The sequence below is a fragment of the Arthrobacter sp. YAF16 genome, assembly GCF_052113385.1.
Classification (GTDB): domain Bacteria; phylum Actinomycetota; class Actinomycetes; order Actinomycetales; family Micrococcaceae; genus Arthrobacter.
The window spans coordinates 233,083-251,087 of record NZ_JBFRDC010000003.1; the positions used below are offsets into that span (position 1 = coordinate 233,083).

The 18,005-nt window shown below is 61.0% G+C and carries 11 protein-coding genes and 2 pseudogenes; 8 read left to right on the plus strand and 5 right to left on the minus strand.

Annotated features, from left to right (window positions below):
- Window positions 1-99: 99 nt before the first annotated feature.
- Window positions 100-603 carry an Lrp/AsnC family transcriptional regulator gene (locus AB4Y91_RS10290; protein ID WP_441418380.1) on the minus strand — a complete coding sequence of 168 codons (504 nt, stop codon included), beginning with the start codon at window positions 601-603 and terminating at the stop codon, window positions 100-102.
- Window positions 604-696: 93 nt separating this feature from the next.
- On the opposite strand from AB4Y91_RS10290, the gene hisC reads away from it, so the two are divergent.
- From hisC to AB4Y91_RS10315, 5 genes are all read left to right on the plus strand, one after another.
- Entirely contained in the window at window positions 697-1,794 is a 1,098-nt protein-coding gene (gene hisC / locus AB4Y91_RS10295) for a histidinol-phosphate transaminase (protein WP_441418381.1), read from the plus strand.
- 56 nt (window positions 1,795-1,850) lie between these two features.
- A complete protein-coding gene (locus AB4Y91_RS10300; protein ID WP_441418382.1) occupies window positions 1,851-3,263 on the plus strand; it encodes an amino acid permease in 1,413 nt (470 codons plus the stop codon).
- Between the two features lie 662 nt (window positions 3,264-3,925).
- Window positions 3,926-4,579 carry a hypothetical protein gene (locus AB4Y91_RS10305; protein ID WP_441418383.1) on the plus strand — a complete coding sequence of 218 codons (654 nt, stop codon included), beginning with the start codon at window positions 3,926-3,928 and terminating at the stop codon, window positions 4,577-4,579.
- Window positions 4,580-4,663: 84 nt separating this feature from the next.
- Entirely contained in the window at window positions 4,664-7,075 is a 2,412-nt protein-coding gene (locus AB4Y91_RS10310; protein WP_441418384.1) for a hypothetical protein, read from the plus strand.
- A gap of 267 nt (window positions 7,076-7,342) precedes the next feature.
- Window positions 7,343-10,498: a DUF3427 domain-containing protein gene (locus AB4Y91_RS10315; RefSeq protein ID WP_441418385.1), complete on the plus strand. Its 3,156-nt coding sequence runs from the start codon at window positions 7,343-7,345 to the stop codon at window positions 10,496-10,498.
- Window positions 10,499-10,686: 188 nt separating this feature from the next.
- Here the strand turns inward: AB4Y91_RS10315 and AB4Y91_RS10320 are convergent, their stop codons facing one another.
- Window positions 10,687-10,998, minus strand: a complete 312-nt coding sequence (locus AB4Y91_RS10320) for a hypothetical protein (RefSeq protein ID WP_441418386.1) — start codon at window positions 10,996-10,998, stop codon at window positions 10,687-10,689.
- A gap of 426 nt (window positions 10,999-11,424) precedes the next feature.
- A complete protein-coding gene (locus AB4Y91_RS10325) occupies window positions 11,425-12,342 on the minus strand; it encodes a hypothetical protein (protein ID WP_441418387.1) in 918 nt (305 codons plus the stop codon).
- Between the two features lie 144 nt (window positions 12,343-12,486).
- Between AB4Y91_RS10325 and AB4Y91_RS10330 the strand changes: the two are divergent.
- Window positions 12,487-13,015, plus strand: a pseudogene (locus tag AB4Y91_RS10330) (recombinase family protein).
- Window positions 13,016-13,438: 423 nt separating this feature from the next.
- Here AB4Y91_RS10330 and AB4Y91_RS10335 read toward each other — a convergent pair.
- Window positions 13,439-14,092: an HNH endonuclease gene (locus AB4Y91_RS10335; RefSeq protein WP_441418388.1), complete on the minus strand. Its 654-nt coding sequence runs from the start codon at window positions 14,090-14,092 to the stop codon at window positions 13,439-13,441.
- Window positions 14,089-15,294, minus strand: a complete 1,206-nt coding sequence (locus tag AB4Y91_RS10340) for an AAA family ATPase (protein ID WP_441418389.1) — start codon at window positions 15,292-15,294, stop codon at window positions 14,089-14,091. The genes AB4Y91_RS10335 and AB4Y91_RS10340 overlap by 4 nt, the downstream gene beginning before the upstream one ends.
- 755 nt (window positions 15,295-16,049) lie before the next feature.
- Between AB4Y91_RS10340 and AB4Y91_RS10345 the strand changes: the two are divergent.
- Together AB4Y91_RS10345 and AB4Y91_RS10350 are read left to right on the plus strand one after the other, a co-directional pair.
- Window positions 16,050-16,654, plus strand: a pseudogene (locus AB4Y91_RS10345) (recombinase family protein).
- Between the two features lie 236 nt (window positions 16,655-16,890).
- A complete protein-coding gene (locus AB4Y91_RS10350) occupies window positions 16,891-17,778 on the plus strand; it encodes a hypothetical protein (protein ID WP_441418390.1) in 888 nt (295 codons plus the stop codon).
- Window positions 17,779-18,005 lie beyond the last annotated feature (227 nt).

Genomic DNA, 18,005 nt, shown 5'->3' on the forward strand with positions numbered 1-18,005 from the left:
GTCACGGATCGGCAAGAGCGCTGCTTTTTGGCGGGACTTTTGGCAGTCATGAGCCGTTTGGAGTGAAAATCTGCTCACGCGTGGTGCCAGTCGTGGGCCTCAGTCGGCGGGACGGGATTCCTGCTCCGAGAGCCGGGCCAGGAGGCCGTCGTAGCGCGGTGGCATGAGTTCCAGCACGGAAATGGCGGTGCTGGTCCGTTGGATGCCGTCGATGCCCAGGATCTCGTTGGTAATGCGGTAGAGGTCGGCCGTGCCGCGTGCCACCACCTTGGCCATGAGGTCCGCATCCCCGGTGGTGGCGTGCACCTCGATGACCTCCGGGATCGCGGCGAGCCCGTCTTCCACCGCCCCGGTCCGCGTCTGACTGATCGACAACGACAGGAAGGCCATGAGCTCATAGCCCAGCGCGGCGGGGTCCAGCCGGCGGCTGAAGGACCGGAGGGCGCCGCTGCGCTCGAGCCGCGCCAGCCGGGCATGGACGGTGTTCCGCGCGACGCCGAGGGTCCGCGAGAGGGCCAGGGCGCTGGCTTCCGGATCCTTGTCCATGGCGAGGATGATCCTTCCGTCGAGGGAATCCAGGGCACGAGGGTTCGGCGTGGTCATATTTTCACCGCAGACTGTAGAAGTTGAGCAGAAGTCCCAATGTGATGAGGGTATCTTGCATTGTGTGGCGGGTCACAATCATCATCGGACCTCATGAGCCATGATCAACTCCTGACCGCACCGGAAACCGTACTTCCCGCCCTTCGCGAGGCTGTGGCCGGACTGCCGTCCTACGTCCCGGGACGGAAGAGTGCCGGCCTGGACATCGCCGCCCTGGCCAGCAACGAAAGCCACTACGAGCCGCTGCCCGCGGCCGCAGCTGCCGTGACCGAAGCGGCCGGCACCATGAACCGCTACCCGGACAGCGCCGCCGTCGAACTCCGCGAACGGCTGGCCCGGCACCTGTGCGTCACCGCCGCGGAGGTCGCGGTGGGACCCGGCAGCGTGGGGGTCCTCCAGCAGATCATCACCGGACTGTGCGACGCCGGCGATGAAGTGATCTTCGCCTGGCGCTCCTTCGAGGCGTATCCCATCCTGGTTGAGCTGGCTGGCGCCCGGCCGGTCCGCATCCCGCTGGACGACGCCGAGGGCCACGACCTGGAGGCCATGGCGGCGGCCGTCACCGACCGCACCAAGGTGATCCTGCTCTGCACCCCCAACAACCCCACGGGCGTGCCGATCAGCCACGAACGCATCGAGGCCTTCCTGCGGTCCGTCCGATCCGACATCCTCGTGGTGGTCGATGAGGCCTACGTGGAGTACGCCGACGCGGGCAGCGGCCCCGATTCCCTGGCGCTCTACCGCCAGTACCCGAACGTCTGCATCCTGCGCACCTTCTCGAAGGCCTACGGACTCGCCGGCCTGCGCGTGGGCTATGCCGTGGCGGCACCGGCCATCGCCGAGGGACTGCGCCGCACCGCCCTGCCCTTTTCGGTGAGCGCGCTGGCCCAGAAGGCGGCCATCGCGTCGCTGGATGCCGGGGACGAGATGGAATCGCGGGTGGCAGCCGTCAAGCAGGAGCGCGCCCGGATGGCCGCGCAGCTGGAAGCGCAGGGCTGGAAACTGCAGCCCAGCCAGGGCAACTTCCTGTGGATCCGTGCCGATGACACTCTCCGGGAGGCGCTGGTGGAGGCGTTCGACCGCGCAGACATCCTTGTGCGCGGGTACCAGCGCGACGGCGTTCGCATCACCGTGGCCGACCCCGCCTCCAATAACCGCGTGCTCCGGCTTTTGGCAGCCCACGCAGGCTGACAACTGACTTACCCCGAACCCTTAACTCCGTTCCGCCTACAACCAGAGGACTCCCCATGGAACAACAGACAAAGACGTCTGCCCGCGCGCTCGGCGCGGCCCTTAAACCCCGGCAGCTCACCATGATGGGCCTGGGCAGCGCGATCGGCGCGGGCCTGTTCATCGGCTCCGGCGCCGGCATCCAGGCCGCCGGCCCGGCGGTGCTGATCTCCTACCTCGTGGCCGGCACCCTGATCATCCTGGTGATGTGGGCGCTCGGCGAGATGGCCGCCGCCAACCCGGACAGCGGCGCCTTCTCCGTCTACACCGCCAAGGCCTACGGGCCGGTGGCCGGCGCCACCGTCGGGTGGCTGTGGTGGATCCAGCTGGTGGTGGTCATCGCGGCCGAAGCGCTCGGTGCCGCCGGGCTGCTGGCCACCATCTTCCCGGCCCTGCCGGTGTGGCTGATGGCCTTCGTGTTCATCGTGGTGCTCACGGCCGTGAACCTGACCAGCGTGAAGAACTTCGGCGAGTTCGAGTTCTGGTTTGCCCTGCTCAAGGTGGCAGCCATAGTCGGGTTCCTCCTGGTGGGCGCTGCGCTGCTGTTCGGCTGGCTGCCCGGCGTGCAGTCGCCGGGCCTGTCCCACTTCATGGGGGAGGGCTTCGCGCCCAGCGGATTTGCCGGAATTGCGACGGCGCTGTTCGTGGTGGCGTTCGCGTTTGGCGGCACCGAGATTGTCTCCGTTGCTGCCGCTGAGACGGCCGAGCCGGCCCGCAGCGTGAAGAAGGCAGTCCGCACAGTGCTGTGGCGCATCCTGGTGTTTTACATCGGCGCGATCTTCATCATCGCGGCGGTGGTTCCGGTGGGGTCGGCCGGGCTGAAGAGCCCGTTCGCCGCCGTGCTGGAGGCCGCCGGCATGCCCGGCGCAGCCACCGCCATCACCCTGGTGGCCGTCGCCGCGCTGCTGTCGGCGTTGAACGCCAACCTCTACGGCGCGTCACGGATGGCGTACTCCCTCGCGGAGCGCGGTGAAGCGCCGCGCCTGCTGGCCTCGGTGTCCAAGGCCCGGGTTCCGGTGGTGGCCGTCCTGGCCAGCGTCGCTTTCGGCATTGTCACGGTCGTGCTGGAACTGGCCTTCCCCGAAATGGTCCTTCCCATCCTGCTGAACATCGTGGGCTCAACGTGCCTGCTGGTGTGGACGTCCGCACTCCTGGCCCAGCTCGCGCTGCGCCTCCGCGCCGACCGTACGGGCACCGAGCTGCTCCTCCGGATGCCCGGCTTCCCCGGGCTCACGGTGTTTGGCCTGGTGATCCTCGCAGCGATCTTCACGGTGGGCTTCATCGGCGAGGATTCCCGGCCTCAGCTCCTGAGCACCTTCGCCCTCGTGGCGCTGCTGGCGGTGGGTTGCTGGCTGAACCAGCGGAACCGGAAGGCTGCCCCGGTTGCGGAATCCTCGGAGCGTGCCAAGGAGCCGGCGCTGATCGACTAGATCAGGAGGCACTGACCCGGCTCGCGGGTTCGGTGCAAACGGAGGGCGCGTCCGGTCTGACCGGGCGCGCCCTTCTGTTCCGTGGTTCCGAGCGTGAGGACTGCAAGTTGAGGGGCGCGTCGTAGGCTGCCTGCTCGTCGCCTATGGGCACCCTGGCGGGGCCGGATGTTTTTGGGGCGAGTAGTGATGGGGACGATTGGCCCCAGTAGCTGCTGGGTTTACGGGGCAATGGGGCCCGCGGGCCGGTCGGCGCGCAGGGTGAAAGGGAGCCTGCAACGTAGGCGTGCTTTGCGGAGGTGTGGCCCAGCATCGCCGCGTTGCACGTAAGTACGCGTACTCATCACGCCCTGCATGTTCTGAGATGCGAGGGCGCCGAAGACCATGGGCATGAGGAGCCAGATCCCGGAGGTCTGCCGGGTTCGTCTTGCGTTTCGTAAGCGAGCGTCCCCACGATGTGTGTCATACCAGCAGTGCGCATCTGGTAGAAGTGGCCGAGCTGGCTCCGGCGTTCTTCGTGAGGGCCCCAGTACAACGGCAATTGCATCCAGATGCGTGGGCTGAACCTCTTTCGAACGTCGTCACCGAGTACAAAACACGTGGGAAGTCGCGCCGCGTTGTAGCTCCGGGCAGTTAGTATCTTGAGGAATACACGGGCCGGTCCGGTGCCGGTGCAGATCGACCAAGTTGCGAACCGCCGCCTCATCGCTGCGTTCAAGAGCTGTGGCAAGACGCGGGGGATGATGACTTTTTCATTGATCGATATGGGAACTGCCTATCGAAAAGCAAAAGTTGATCTGTACTACTCAACAAATCCTTCCCTTGATCGCATTGCCGCGTATGAAACCGACCTTGAAGATAACTTGACGGATTTACTCGTGCGCATAAACGGAGAATCAGAATCCTGGGTTCACGAAGTGGATTTTCTGGGCTCCTACACTTTCCTGCCCAAGTCCGTTCGATTCACTCAGGGCGAGGAGTTTCTGGGCAGCGCCAAGTTCTCCAATCCCGGAATGGCTTGGAGGAACAAATGCAACGAAGCGCAGTCGGCTGAATCTGCCCCGCCGGTGGCAGAATTTCGACTTATGGCTGAGTGCACCCTTGACTTTCATGTGCTTTCCTCGCTCTGGATTTCCAAGGTGGGACATAAATTTGATCGGGAATTGTCAACATCTGCCTACGGAAGTCGGCTGCGTAGACGAAAAGATAAAGAAATAAATTCGCTGTCGCTTGGGTCTTTTGCACCCTATCTCGGACCATTCCAGAAATGGAGGGATAGTGGTCTCGGGGCGATGCGCTCGGCTCTGATGGATGCTTAAAAAGTTGTTGCGCTGACAGCCGATGTTACTTCCTTCTACCATCACCTCGACCCGAGCTTTTTGCTCCAGAGGGATTTCCAGAGAATGCTCAATGTTGAGCTGACAGCATCGGAACACAAGCTCAACAGGCTCTTTGTTTCAGCGCTAAAAGCGTGGGCGATGAAGTCGATATTGGGCAAAGGTTTACCGGTTGGCCTCCCGGCGTGTGCGGTAGTAGCCAATATGGCCCTAATTGAACTTGATAGAATCGTCGAGAAGGAGCTGGTTCCACTTTATTATGGCCGTTATGTAGACGACTTAATGCTCGTGATGGAGAATGGTTCCGAGTTCGCGAATTCCGCCGAGCTCTGGGAATGGATATTCAAGCGGGCTGACGGCAAGTTGAAATGGATCTCGAATGGCAGTCTTGACCACACGGCGGGCGATAGTGTGGCCTTCGAATCTTCCTATTTGACGGGCAGCGAGATTCGCTTTTCCAATGAAAAGAACCGTGTTTTTCTCCTCGAAGGGGAGTCTGGCCTGGTTATGGTTGAGTCAATCGCGCGTCAAGCGTACGAGCGGGCAAGCGAATGGAGATCGTTGCCGAGGCTCCCCGAAAGGGCCAGCGTCGTGGCCACGGACATGGTTGCCGCGACTCAGACAGACGGCGACGTGGTTGACAACCTGCGGAAGGCCGACTCGTTGACCATGCGCCGGGCGGGGTTCGCACTCAAGCTTCGGACGTTCGAGGCCTATGAGCGAGACCTTGAACCAGCCAGTTGGGAGATGCATCGGCAGGCCTTTTACCGCGCATTTATTGATCACGTGGTGGTCCTACCTAACTTCTTCGATCTCGCAATATATCTACCGCGCGTCGTTCGTCTGGCTACAATTTCAAAAGACTTCGATTACCTCGCTGAAATTGTCCGCGCGCTCGTAGGGCTATACCGTGAGGTGAAATCCAGTTGTACCGTTGTAGTTAAAGGTGATCGGGAATCGAAAGCGACTGAAGCTGATGTTCTCACTGCTTGGAGGCATCATCTTTTCGGTTCGGTGGATGAAGCCATTATTTCTGCCTTCCCAACACAGCTCTCTCCTACTGAAGAAATCAATTGGATCAACGAGTTTTCTGCGGCGGACTTTGAGAGCTTGGTAATCAAGAACTGGAGTATTAAGGACCTTCAAGGGGCTCAGGCAGACCTATTTGATCACGATTTGGCCCACGTCCCACGACGTTTTTCAAGTCTCCCGGAGGAGCTCGTCTCCCGCAGGGGGATACCTGCGGATCTCGCGGGTAATTTGATTGATGCGGGATTGTTGCTCCAGCCCGAAGTCGCGGAAGGCCTTGCGTCAGTTGGCGCATGGCTACAGTGGGAAGGACGGGAAGTTCCGATCGGAGTTGCATTCGCAACCCGGCCCTATAATCTCGCTGAGATTTACATGCTGGCCCCTGACCCGTTCGGGGAAAGCTGTCAGCAAGCGCTGAATGAGGCTGTTTTGGCGATCAGAGGCTTCCAAATTGCTGACAAAATGCCGTACAAGTTGGAGGAAAATCTTCCGGCTCATCCCGAGACGCTCATCGTTCAAAACAACCGCCGCTCGGGCAAGAAGAAGGTTGCCTTGGGGAGTTGGAAGACTCACTATGACAGCTGGACTGCTTCCGTGATGAAGTGCCCGGACCCAAATCTCGACCGCTACTCTCGTTTGACCGAGTTGCTGAATCACGTTATTTCGCAGTCTGATGGTATAGCGTATTTAGTCCTGCCGGAACTGGCCATGCCGGCGCGGTGGTTTGTCCGGACTGCTCAAAAACTTCAAGCCCGGGGGATATCTCTTATATCCGGAGTGGAATACTTGCATCAGAAGCCGGGCATGGTTCACAATCAGATTTGGGTCTCCCTAGTTCACGACGGGCTCGGATTTCCATCGATGATGATCTATCGCCAGGACAAGCAACGCCCGGCCCGCGGCGAGGAGAAGGAACTTCATCGACTTCGCGAACTGACGATGGAGGCCAGGACCAGGTGGACTTCACCACCCGTTATCAGGCACGGCGATTTTTCGTTTGCGCTGTTAGTTTGTAGTGAGCTAACCAATATTAAGTATCGTGCGAGTCTCAGTGGCCATGTCGATGCTCTTTTCGTTCCGGAGTGGAACAAGGACATCGGCACGTTCGATTCGCTTGTCGAGTCTGCATCACTCGACATGCACGCCTACGTCATTCAGTGTAACGATCGTCAGTACGGAGACAGTCGGATTCGTGCCCCGTACAAAGAATCATGGATGCGGGACATCGTCAGGTTGAAAGGTGGAACTCGCGACTACTGGGTAGTCGGTGAGATAGATGTCGAGGCGCTCAGGCAATTTCAGTCCAGCCATAGATCACCCGATGTGCCGTACAAGCCTGTTCCGGACGGGTTCGTGATGGCACCACATCGACGCCGTCTACCGTTGACGGGGGTACACAAATCGGTCATGGGGGAATCGCCGACGGCGGGAACTAGGCCCTGGATCTGAGTACACTTTGGAACGTTTTTGCAGCTCAGTTGGACAAGGACGCCGGCTGGGCTCCGGCCCAGGCTTGGAGCAGACTGCTGGACCGTGCGATATCCGGTTCACGTGCTATGAGGACAGACGCTAGGAGTCCGCCTCTAAGACGCTGCTTGAGCGTTCGTGGTTGAGCGGCGGGTTTTTGATCTGCTGCAGGCTGTTCGCGCACACGAGAGCCGCATGCCGACGGAATGTCACCCGGCGAATGTCAGCCTCATCAATTAGCCTGGCGCGGTGACTAATTTCATTGGGGGAGGGACAGCGGAGCAGCTGCCTGAGGGTTTGTATGAACTGCTTAGCACGGAGACTCTGGGCAGCCACCTGAGCCAAGAGCAAGAACTCCAACCGGTCTTCGCAGATATCCAAGACGAAGACTCCCCGGACGTCCTCTCCCGCCACGTAGCAGACGCAGTCCGGCGGGCCTTGGCCGCGGCCAAACCCGCCGAACGCGTGGCCCTCGCAAACAAGCTTCTCCAGGAACTGAACACCCCAGACCGCATCGCGCCCGGTCCCACCCAGCTCCAGTCCCTCCACCGCCCGGACACGCTCAAGCGCCGCAGTCTCCGCCGACCCACCACCAAGCTGAGCGACTCCGCCCTGCTCACCAACAGCAAGGACGACCCCAACCTCGCCGCGGAACTCAGGACCGAGATCGAGTCCGCCAACACCGTAGACCTGCTCTGCGCTTTCGTCCGCTGGACCGGACTCAGGCTCCTCGAACCGGCCCTCGCGCAACTCAAGGAACGCGGCGCCAAGCTCCGGGTCATCACCACCACCTACATGGGCGCCACGGAACGCCGCGCCATCGACCAACTCGTCCACCGCTACGGCGCGGAAGTGAAGATCAACTACGAAACCCAGGCCACCCGCCTGCACGCCAAGGCCTGGCTTTTCCGCCGCAACTCCGGTTTCGACACCGCCTACGTCGGCAGCTCCAACCTCAGCCAAGCCGCGCTGCTGGACGGCCTCGAGTGGAACGTTCGGCTCAGCTCTGTCGGCACCCCTGCCCTGCTGCAGAAGTTCGAGGTCACCTTCGACAGCTACTGGGAACAGCGCGCCTTCCAAAGCTACGACCCCGAACGCGACGGCGAGAAGCTGGACGCCGCGCTGGAACGCAACGGCGGCCGCCGTACGGCCATCCCCGGCGCAGCGACCGGCCTGGAGCTTCAGCCATTCCTGCACCAGGAGGAGATGCTGGAAGACCTCGAAGCCGAGCGGCTCAAGGGCTTCAACCACAACCTCCTGGTCGCCGCGACAGGCACCGGCAAGACCGTCATCGCGGCGCTGGACTACAAGCGGCTTCGCGAAGCAGTGGGCAACGACCTCAAGCTGCTCTTTGTCGCCCACCGCCAGGAAATCCTGAAGCAGGCCATGCGCACCTTCCGCGACGTCATGCAGGACGGCGCCTTCGGCGAACTCTACGTCGGCGAGCACAAACCCACGCAGTGGAAGCACATCTTCGCCTCCGTCCAGTCGCTGTCCTCCCTTGGCATCGACAAACTGGAACCAGACTTCTTCGACGTCGTGGTCATCGACGAATTCCACCACGCCATGGCGCCCACCTACCGCCGGCTGCTGGACCACCTGAAGCCGGAGCAGCTTCTCGGGTTGACCGCGACGCCGGAGCGCGGCGACGGCGTCGACGTCGCCCAGCAGTTCTTCGACGGGCGCACCGCCAGCGAACTGCGCCTCTGGGACGCCCTGGACGCCGATCTTCTGGTTCCGTTCCACTACTTCGGAGTCTCCGACGACGTCGACCTCAGCCAGCTGGCATGGAAGCGCGGCAACTACGACACCGCACAGCTGAACAACCTCTACACCGGCAACGACGCCCGCGCCGCCAAGGTGAGCCGCGAACTCCGCGACAAGGTCACCAGCACCGAGCAGATGCGGGCCATCGGCTTCTGCGTCTCGGTCCAGCACGCCCACTACATGGCCGAGGTCTTCAACCGCGCCGGGATCGCCTCCGTCGCTGTCGACGGCAGCACCGACGACGCCGACCGCGCGGCGGCGCTGAAACGGCTCGCGGCACGCGAGATCAACTGCATCTTCGCCGTCGACCTCTTCAATGAAGGCCTGGACCTGCCGCAGGTGGACACCATCCTGATGCTCCGCCCCACGCAGAGCGCCACGATCTTCCTCCAGCAACTGGGACGCGGGCTGCGCCGCGCCGAAGGCAAGGCAGTGCTGACCGTTCTGGACTTCATCGGCCAGCAGCACCGTGAGTTCCGCTTCGACCTGCGCTACCGGGCGCTCACCGGCTACGGGCGCAAAGAGCTGGAAAAGGCTGTCGAGGATGAGTTCCCTTACCTGCCGTCGGGCTCGCAGATCGTGCTGGACCGGGTGGCGCAGAAAGTGGTCCTGGACAATATCAAGGCGCAGCTGCGGTTCAACCGCGCCCAGCTGGTCCGGGACATCGCCTCGTACGCGGAGACCGAGCTGGAGGCCTACCTGGAGCGGTCCGGGAACGACGCGAAGTCGATCTACCGGTCCACCAGGGATTCGTGGACCGGCTACCTTCGCCAGGCCGGCCTGATCGAGGGGTTCTCGCCGTTGGAGGAGGTCCTCAGCGGAAGGATTCAGGAGCTCTCCGACGCCGACGAGAAGAAGCTCCTCGGCCGGATGGCCGCGCTGATCCACGTGGATGACCCGGAACGCGCCGCGGCGTACTCGATGCTGGTCGGTGCTGATGCCCCCCGCTATGCAGAGCTCGGCATGCGGGAGCAGACGTTCGCGCGCATGCTGTTCTACACGCTCTGGGACGACGGCGGCGGTTTCCAGTCGTACGACGCCGGCCTGGAGTACCTGCGCGGCTACCAGTTTGTCTCCAGCGAGATCCGCCAGATTGTGAAGCTCGGCGTGGCCGCGTCCAAGCACGCCGCCAAGGGTCTGGGCGCCGGGTTGCGGCACGTCCCGCTGCTCTCGCACGCCACCTACCGGCGCGAGGAGATCCTGGCGGCCCTGCAATACGGTTCTTTGGAACTCGGCAAGAACGTGCAGCACCGCGAGGGCGTGGCCTGGTGCCCGGCGACGTCCACAGACGCCTTCTTCGTCACGCTCAACAAAGATGACAAGAAGCACTCGGCAACCACGATGTACAAGGACTACGCCATCAGCCCGGAGCTGTTCCACTGGGAATCGCAGAACGCGACGTCGCCGGGAAGCCCGACGGGAAAGCGGTACCTGGCGCGGGCCGCGCATGGGTCGAAAATCCTGATCTTCACTCGGGGTACCTCAGAGGACGAGACCGGGCTGACCGTTCCCTACACGTGCCTCGGGCAGGTGGACTATGTGCAGCATGCAGGGGAGAAGCCGATTTCGATTACTTGGAGGCTGCACCGGCCTATGCCTGCTGACGTGTATGCCACGGCAGCTGCGGTGGCGCAGTGACGCCGGACATGCGACCTTTCGGCTCACAGCGACGGCAAAGGCAAAGCTGAAGGCAGCTTTCAAGAAGATGCAGGACTTAGATGATCCGGACGATGCTGTTGATGAACCCGGTGAAACCGGTGAACAGACGCGTGAGAGTGGCAACGAGAACTAGAGGCAAAGCCTCGCGTGACGGGCGGGCATTTCACTTAGCTGGCCGTTCGGTTACCGAACGGGATTCGCCCGTACTTATCCATAAAGGCCAGAATCATGGCCGTTTCCAATCTCTCTTCGGCTTTGTCAGGTACGACTTTCCAAGCCACCCGTAGGTCACGTGCATCCGCCAATTGCCAGATGCGTTCGCCGCCGCTGTGGCTGTGTGTCTGGCCTGGGTGTCCGGCCTTCTCGTATTCGCTGATACGACCCCACAAGCCATCAAGATTCTTGCGCTGGCTGGCTTTACCGATGTAGGCCACGGAGGCCCCCGGCACCCACTTGGCAGCCAGCTCGGCAACCGGCACGTTGGCCTTCTTGGCTTTGTGTGTGCCGCCGAAGCCTTTGGTCAGGAACGACGGAGGTCTGTGCTCTGACGAACAACTACATAGACGCCTGGTGACAAAGGTATCCCGCCGTCGCCCTGTGAATATTGCTGACGGATGCTGGCGAACGGAACGAATCCATCAAAACCGGCTCCCATCAGCTCCGCCACGGTGAAGTGTCTCAGCTTGGCCAATCTCGTCTCTCCCCTGGTACATGGACGCTTCGCCCCGGCGAACGGACAACCACCGTGATTCTATGACGCAAATTTCCTCCCGCCGGCACGGAGACATTAGCGGCAGGGCAGAGGCCCAAACATTCAGGCAGGGGGAGCCTTGTATAAGGACTTGCGCGGGACGCTGAGTAGCGCAACATCGCCAGTCAAAAACAACCGATTCCGTGCAAAAAGGTCACACCTTGATCCCGTTTTCTTCGAAGTCTTCGCTGTCCGTTTCTGCCTCGCGCACGTGAATCCGTTCGTACACCTCCGCCAGCTCCTCCTCGACGACAGCATCGTCGGAGAATCTGGCGATGTGGTAGTTGAAGAAGTCCGCAGACTTGTGGATGAAGGTTGGAGAGACGACCTCGCCGAGGATTGGGAGATTCGGGCTCGTGTAGTAAGTGGAGACATCGAGGATCGTTGACACCCAACGGACCTTCCGGAACAGGCTGAGCACTACGCCGACCGATGGCTGAAACATCGGGAGCTCCAAGTCTTCCATCACCGTCTGCCCGGACGATTCGAGCCCGTCGTCGGCCAGTTCCGATCCGATCGCGTACGTCATTGCCTCCTTGAGCGAGATGAGTCGGCGCACTTCTTCGGAGATCGAAGACCTCGCCGCGAGTGCAGCCCACTCGTTGTAGGTATTGACCTCGGCGTCGTCATTCGACAGCGAGTCCAGGTGCTCATACCGTCCGGCCCCGCTGGCGAACCGCTGGACCGTGTTCGTTAGGTCGGGGTCGAGGCCATCCACGGGCCGTACGAGGTACCCCTCTGTACGTGGCGCGCTACCAGGGCTCGAAGGGGGTGGGGATAACTTTTCAACGGCGTCGAGTAGGTCCCCGATCTTGTGGGAGTATTTGCGGACTTTCGGGAACTCTCCGGTGGTCGCGTACCCGTTGCAGGCGATCGCCAGCTTGCACAGGCGTTCTAGGCCAGACGAGTACGAGTACATCCCGACGTGAAGTGCGTAGTTCAGCTCGTTGCTGCCCCACTGGACCAGTGCAGGGTCGGTAGGGACGGAGCATAGCCTCCGAAGCCCGCTCAGGGTCAGCTCTGTGGCGAACTGGGTCTCGACGACAAGATTTTTCCAGATGGTTGTGGTCATCTGGCCATTGAAGCCGATTCCGGCAGGTTCCGGTGACAAGGGGGTGAATCTACCGGCGTGGCGCGTCCCCAGATGCCCCGCGCCGGGGTCTAGCGATCGGGGCCGGTGTCAGGCCGTTCGGAGTCGGGCGATACGTAAGGCAACGTGATCGGATATGCGAGGGTCAGTACTCGGGGGGGGGGGGGGCAGTCATTGGATTCTCAAGTTGATGCGGTGGTGTCGGCCGGCGCAGTCTGCGTGTTCCAGGAATACGCTTCCGGGGCGACGCAGACCCGGGCGCGATTGATGGAGTGCCTGGACTCCCTGCAGCCGGGCAACGTGCTGACGGTTGCCGACCTCACCAGGCTGGGCCGGAGGTACGGCGGACCTGGCCGACATAGTGACGGTGCTGGGCCAGCGGGGGATAGGGTTCCGTTCCCTAGCGGAGCCGTGGCTTAATACCACCAGCGCGCACGGCAAGCTCATCTTTGACATGTTCGCTTCCCTTGCAGGGTACGAACGTTCCCGGTTGTCCGAAAGGACAAAGGCCGGACTGGCTGCCGCGAAGGCCCGAGGCCGGCTGGGTGGCCGGCCGCGGACCATGACTGAGGGAAAGCTTGAAACGGCCCTGCAGCTACGCAGTGAGGGTCATACCCTGAAGGAGACCGCTCAGCGGCTCAGCGTCAGCGTCTAGTCACTGACCAGGGCATCGAGTCAACGCGCCGTCCGCAAGTCCAGTCTGCACGCTCTTGGCGGCCCTCTCCCTTGGCATAGCTTTTGGCGCATTCAGATTAGGGAGAGCATTCTGATCGTGCCAGTTTTCGAAGTCGGCTGCACAGAGTGTCCAAGCCGTCTGCACAGCCAGCCCGTTGGTCCGTGGGCTGTCTTGTATCGCTAGGGATTCGAGACACCGAGGTCATGAGACACATGCCTCGGTCCGGAGGTTAGTTTCGGTGCCTGGAAAGGGATCCTCTATCCGGACGAGTGCACATCGCCGCCTCGAACGTCGGGGCCCGAGCAGGCATCCCGACTACGGGTTGGCAGTCACCAATTTAGGCGGCACTTGAGGGAGTTGCTGACTTTCGTCGGGTGTGAAAGTAGTTCAGACGGGTCTAAGTCAGCTTGCGACGCGGTCGTCAGAACCCGCCGTACTTTCGGTGGGAACAGAGAGCCGGATGAGGTTGGCAATCTGTTGCAGGGTCGAACCGCCGGCGAGGAGACTTYGCACCTCGTCTTCGTAGCGACTGTCCGAGATCGCATACCGCAGCCCGATTACTCGCTCGTCGAAGCGGGTGAGCCTGCATTCTTTAATCGTCCATTTCCCTTTATCTGTGAACGAAGCGTACGTGAGATGGTCACGCAGGATGTGATCGGACCACTCGTCAAAGTGCGGATGGACGACAAGGAATGCATCCGACGTCGATGGATATGCGACGGCTGTAGGATCTACGAGAGTTTCTTTGTCGCGCTTACTTCCGTTGCATTCTTTGCAAGCGACTCCGAGGTTCACCTGCGTGAACAAGAACTCCGGGCGCTGCTTCTGCGACACGACGTGTTCGACGTCCCAATCGAGCCCGTGAGTTGACGGGTCTGGGAGACCGCAGTAGCAACAAAGGTGCCGTTGCTCCTTGATGTAGTACGCCTTGATCTCCAAGCGGACGGGGGTCACCTCTTCATCACTCCAGTATTTTGAGGCCTTGTCTGGCTCGGCGTCGTACCGCGCCACGAGTGCGGATGATGTTTCGCAGTACACTATTGGATTCAAAATCACGACACGCTCTTATCGGCGAGTTGAGTTCGGATGCGGACAAGGCTGTCGATGAGTACGCCGGCTGGATCGTCTGAGGGCAGTTCCGGTCGGGCCGTTTGCAGTTCGGCCATTTCTTCGTCGTACTTGGCCGTGGCGAGCTCACCGTCCTCGGCTCCCCGCAACGCCGCTACAAGGAGGTCTCGGAGGTGCAGACTATTTTTCGTTACGACCCCAAAGGTGCTAAAAAGCACTTCATCGACCGACCGACCGGACGAGGGTTCGCTCGAAGCTGCGGCGGGTCTTTCAAGATTGACAATATTTGTCAGCTCGTGACCCGCGCCAGCCACGAGTGTTGGTGAGTGCGTCGCGATTATGAAGTGGCAGCCTCGGAAAGCTGAGAATGCTTCCGTCAGTAGACCAAGGTACTCAGATTGCCATTGAGGATGGAGGCTGATCTCAGGCTCGTCGATGAGGATCAGGCTGCCATCCTCGATCGATGAAGCGATGCCGAGCAGCGTTGCGGCCAAGGACAATTCGCCGGAGCTGGCGTCGGTGATCTCAACACGGCGACCTGAAGTTTCTCGCCACAAAGTCACCTCCGACATCTGGACGATTCCTGCGCGCGTGAGCTGCCTCGCCATTCTTAGCTGGTCTTCACCCCCGGGGTTCGGCCTCCTAAAATCGGCCACCAATCGCACTTCGCGACCATCGCTGAACCCCCGCAACAAGTCAACAGATGCTGCGAGTTCCCGCGCGACTCGCGCGTCCCCAAAGAAGTATTTCGGGATAGCGTCTCGGGCCAGACCCATCCCTCGACTTTTCGCATCCTCAAGATACCGCTCGACCGCACGCGTCGAATCGGTCCCTGTTTCCCTCGCGAGGTCCCTTCCGCGATGCGTCCAGGTGTAGGTGACCTCCACGGTCGGGCTGTAGCCGAGATATCGGAAGACCTCAGAGACGCGTTGGCGACGGTATTGCTCCTCGTCGCTGACGTCGAACAGTTGCTCTAATGCCCTGTAGATGCCTGCGCGTGCGGACACTCGCCCTCTCGCATCTCGCAAACCCAGATATCGATAGCTCGACTGGGTTAAGTTGGGATCGAGAAATCGAGTATCTCGAGGCAAGTGGAACTTGTCGAAAGCGCTTGCCGTCGCGGCGACCACGGCGCCCGGGCGCGGCAACTTCTCCGCCTCTACCAACCTTCCATCGATGAAAGCGACCACTTTTCTGCCCTCCACTCGGAAAGCGCACTCCCGCTCCCCGAGTAGATACTCCACGGCGATCGGCTGCCTGTTGCGAATATGTCTGCCGTCTAGCGCATCGAAAGCCCCCGCGATCGCTGAAAGAAGGCGTGACTTCCCAGACCCGTTCCGACCCGTGACCAAAGTTGTCCAAGAGCCGACGCCTGCCCGCGGCGCGACGTCCACGTCGACTTCGACGTCCTCTTGATCCCACAACTCGGCGCGGAGTAGTCGAAAAGGTCGCGATGAGGTCATTGAAACTACTCCCTGACGTGGAAAAATATCGGATCGAACCTAACACATGCGTTCTGTGAGCTATTTGACCGGTTGCGCGCCGCCTGCGCTGAATTACAGCGCTCCGAGGCTTTCGCCGCCGCCCCGGCGTGTAATTCCGGACTGTTCTTGCGACCGATTCCATCGGGCCCGTGAGCCGGTCCATCACCCCGACACCTTGCCTGACCTGGGGTTCTGCAAGGAGGCTGCTCGAGGTGTCCCGTATATCACTCCCGCAAAATACCCGGTGAAGGTGCCCTAATCGCTACAAGCCATTTTTGTCTCGGAACCCCTGGGGAAACGAGACGTCTCACCCGACGAACGTGCGCCGACACGGCAGGTTCGTGGTGCCTGTGAATTCACGCGACTTCCTCAGCGCTCGGCGGTTCTCATAACTATGTCTCGAAACCTTCTGTTTGAATCGGCGTACTAATCATTAGTTATGAGACACGTGGGAGGCAGTCATGTCGAAACTTATTGGCTATGCACGGGTTTCGACGCGGCAGCAGTCCACAGACGGGCAACGGGCGGATCTGCTGGCCGCCGGCGTTCGACGCGATGACCTCTACGTCGACCAGGGTGTCTCCGGGGCGCGCGCGTCGCGGCCACAGTTCGATCGAGCACTCGACGCGCTCATGGAGGGTGACACCCTCGTCATCACGACTTGAACCGGCTCGGGCGCTCCACCCAAAACATGCTTGCCTTCGCCGACGAACTCCGCAGCAGGGGTGCCGGCCTGCGCGTCCTGAACTTGGGCGGAGGAGACGTCGACACAGCAACACGGATGGGCTCTGTGTTGTTCACGATCATGGCCGCCCTTGCGCAGATGGAACACGAGATCAAGCGTGAACGCGTTACGGACTCCATTAACAAGCCTAACAAGCGACGAGAGGCTGGCCTGGACCTTGGCGGCCGGCCCCGCCGGGTTCCTGATAGCCAGATTCGAAGTGCTGTTCAGTTGGTCAAAGGTGGAGAGCCCGCGGCGCAGGTTGCCAGGGACCTGGGAATGTCCCGAGCAACCTTCTATAGGCGATCACGAGCACTGGCTGATCAACAGGGCGCCGTTTAGCACCACTCGTCCGGCGACTAAATGCTGCTGTGTAGGCTGGTACGGACACCAAGTGTCCATACCCGCCTGCAAAACTCGCGTACCTTCAGGGCAGTGTGTGCAGACGACTTCGGAAAATGACAGATCGACCATCCGGGCGTCCCGACGTTCAGCTGGAAGGAAGTGGGACACCCGTGAATGGGCGATGTGTAGGCATTGTGGCGGGCAATGTCGTTCCTCCCAGTTATGGTCTAACTATGTTCAACACCACAGGGTTCCTCAGCAAGGACGTCACAGATCCGAAGACCTCGATTGGTCAATATGTCCGTGCCAATTTTCCCAATATGAAGCCGCTTCAGGCCGAATATAAGGCGCTTGCAGGCGATCTCGTCATCGACTCCATGGGGGCGAACGCCAGCAACGTCGGAACTGCTGTCGATTTGATCGTGCGTCTAATCCTTGAGCCTGACGAGACACCGATGTCTGCGCTCATCCTCTATCCGTTCCACGCGACCTACCACCAGGTTGTCCACGAACTGGCGAGCCTCGTCGGCCGGTCGGGCGATCGCGAGCTAGCCGCTCGGGCCGCCTGGGCTCTTGCTCTCTGCGTCAGTGCACACCGGGCAGGCGCTGCATGGGCTCCTCTTGTACCCGACCTGGTGCATAGCGGCGACTTCACCGTGGACGCGATGCTTCAGCAAGCAGATGATGCCGCTGTCTCTGAACTAGTCGCACTGAGGGAACTCTCCGAAGAACGCCTCATTCCGAACCTCACAGGTCCGTTTAGCCTTGGCCCTACCTTCGATCTCTCGAAACTTGGCTCTGCTCGACGCATCGCCGCGGAAGCTGACCTCATCGCGGATGGATTGCTAATCGACATAAAGACCACCCTTGCTCCCAAGAACAAGGTGGGACTCCGCCCAGACGTGCTGAAACCCAATAATGTGTATCAGCTTCTTGGCTACGCGCTGCTGGATTACTCAAACCAGTACAACATCGACCGGCTGGGCATCTTCTCGGCTCGCTATGGGATGCTGACCGAGTGGCCTCTTGAGGGAGTCACGTCGCTGATGTCTGGCGGGAAGTTCGATTTTCCTGCGGCTCGCCAGGAGGTCTGGGACATAATGCAGCAGGACGCCGCCTAACTTGACGGGATGCCTCATAACTTACGAGCGCCCAAAACCCAAGGAAGTGGGACACCCTGGTGCGGTAGCACCGCTGGGCTGGCTGTGACAGGTTTATATGGCCCCGGCAGGACGGTTATTTCCGGCCCCACTTCATGACTCGCCGGGCACCTGTGGCGGTTATTTGTGGCCCCACCTTCAACGTTGGATTCATCACTGGATGGATGCGGCGGAAGGCTGGTCTGGAT

Coding starts and splice junctions, on each gene's coding strand:
- AB4Y91_RS10290 (WP_441418380.1), bottom strand. CDS start 603: ATGACCACGCCGAACCCTCGTGCCCTGGATTCCCTCGACGGAAGGATC.
- hisC (WP_441418381.1), top strand. CDS start 697: ATGAGCCATGATCAACTCCTGACCGCACCGGAAACCGTACTTCCCGCC.
- AB4Y91_RS10300 (WP_441418382.1), top strand. CDS start 1,851: ATGGAACAACAGACAAAGACGTCTGCCCGCGCGCTCGGCGCGGCCCTT.
- AB4Y91_RS10310 (WP_441418384.1), top strand. CDS start 4,664: ATGCTCAATGTTGAGCTGACAGCATCGGAACACAAGCTCAACAGGCTC.
- AB4Y91_RS10325 (WP_441418387.1), bottom strand. CDS start 12,342: ATGACCACAACCATCTGGAAAAATCTTGTCGTCGAGACCCAGTTCGCC.
- AB4Y91_RS10350 (WP_441418390.1), top strand. CDS start 16,891: ATGTTCAACACCACAGGGTTCCTCAGCAAGGACGTCACAGATCCGAAG.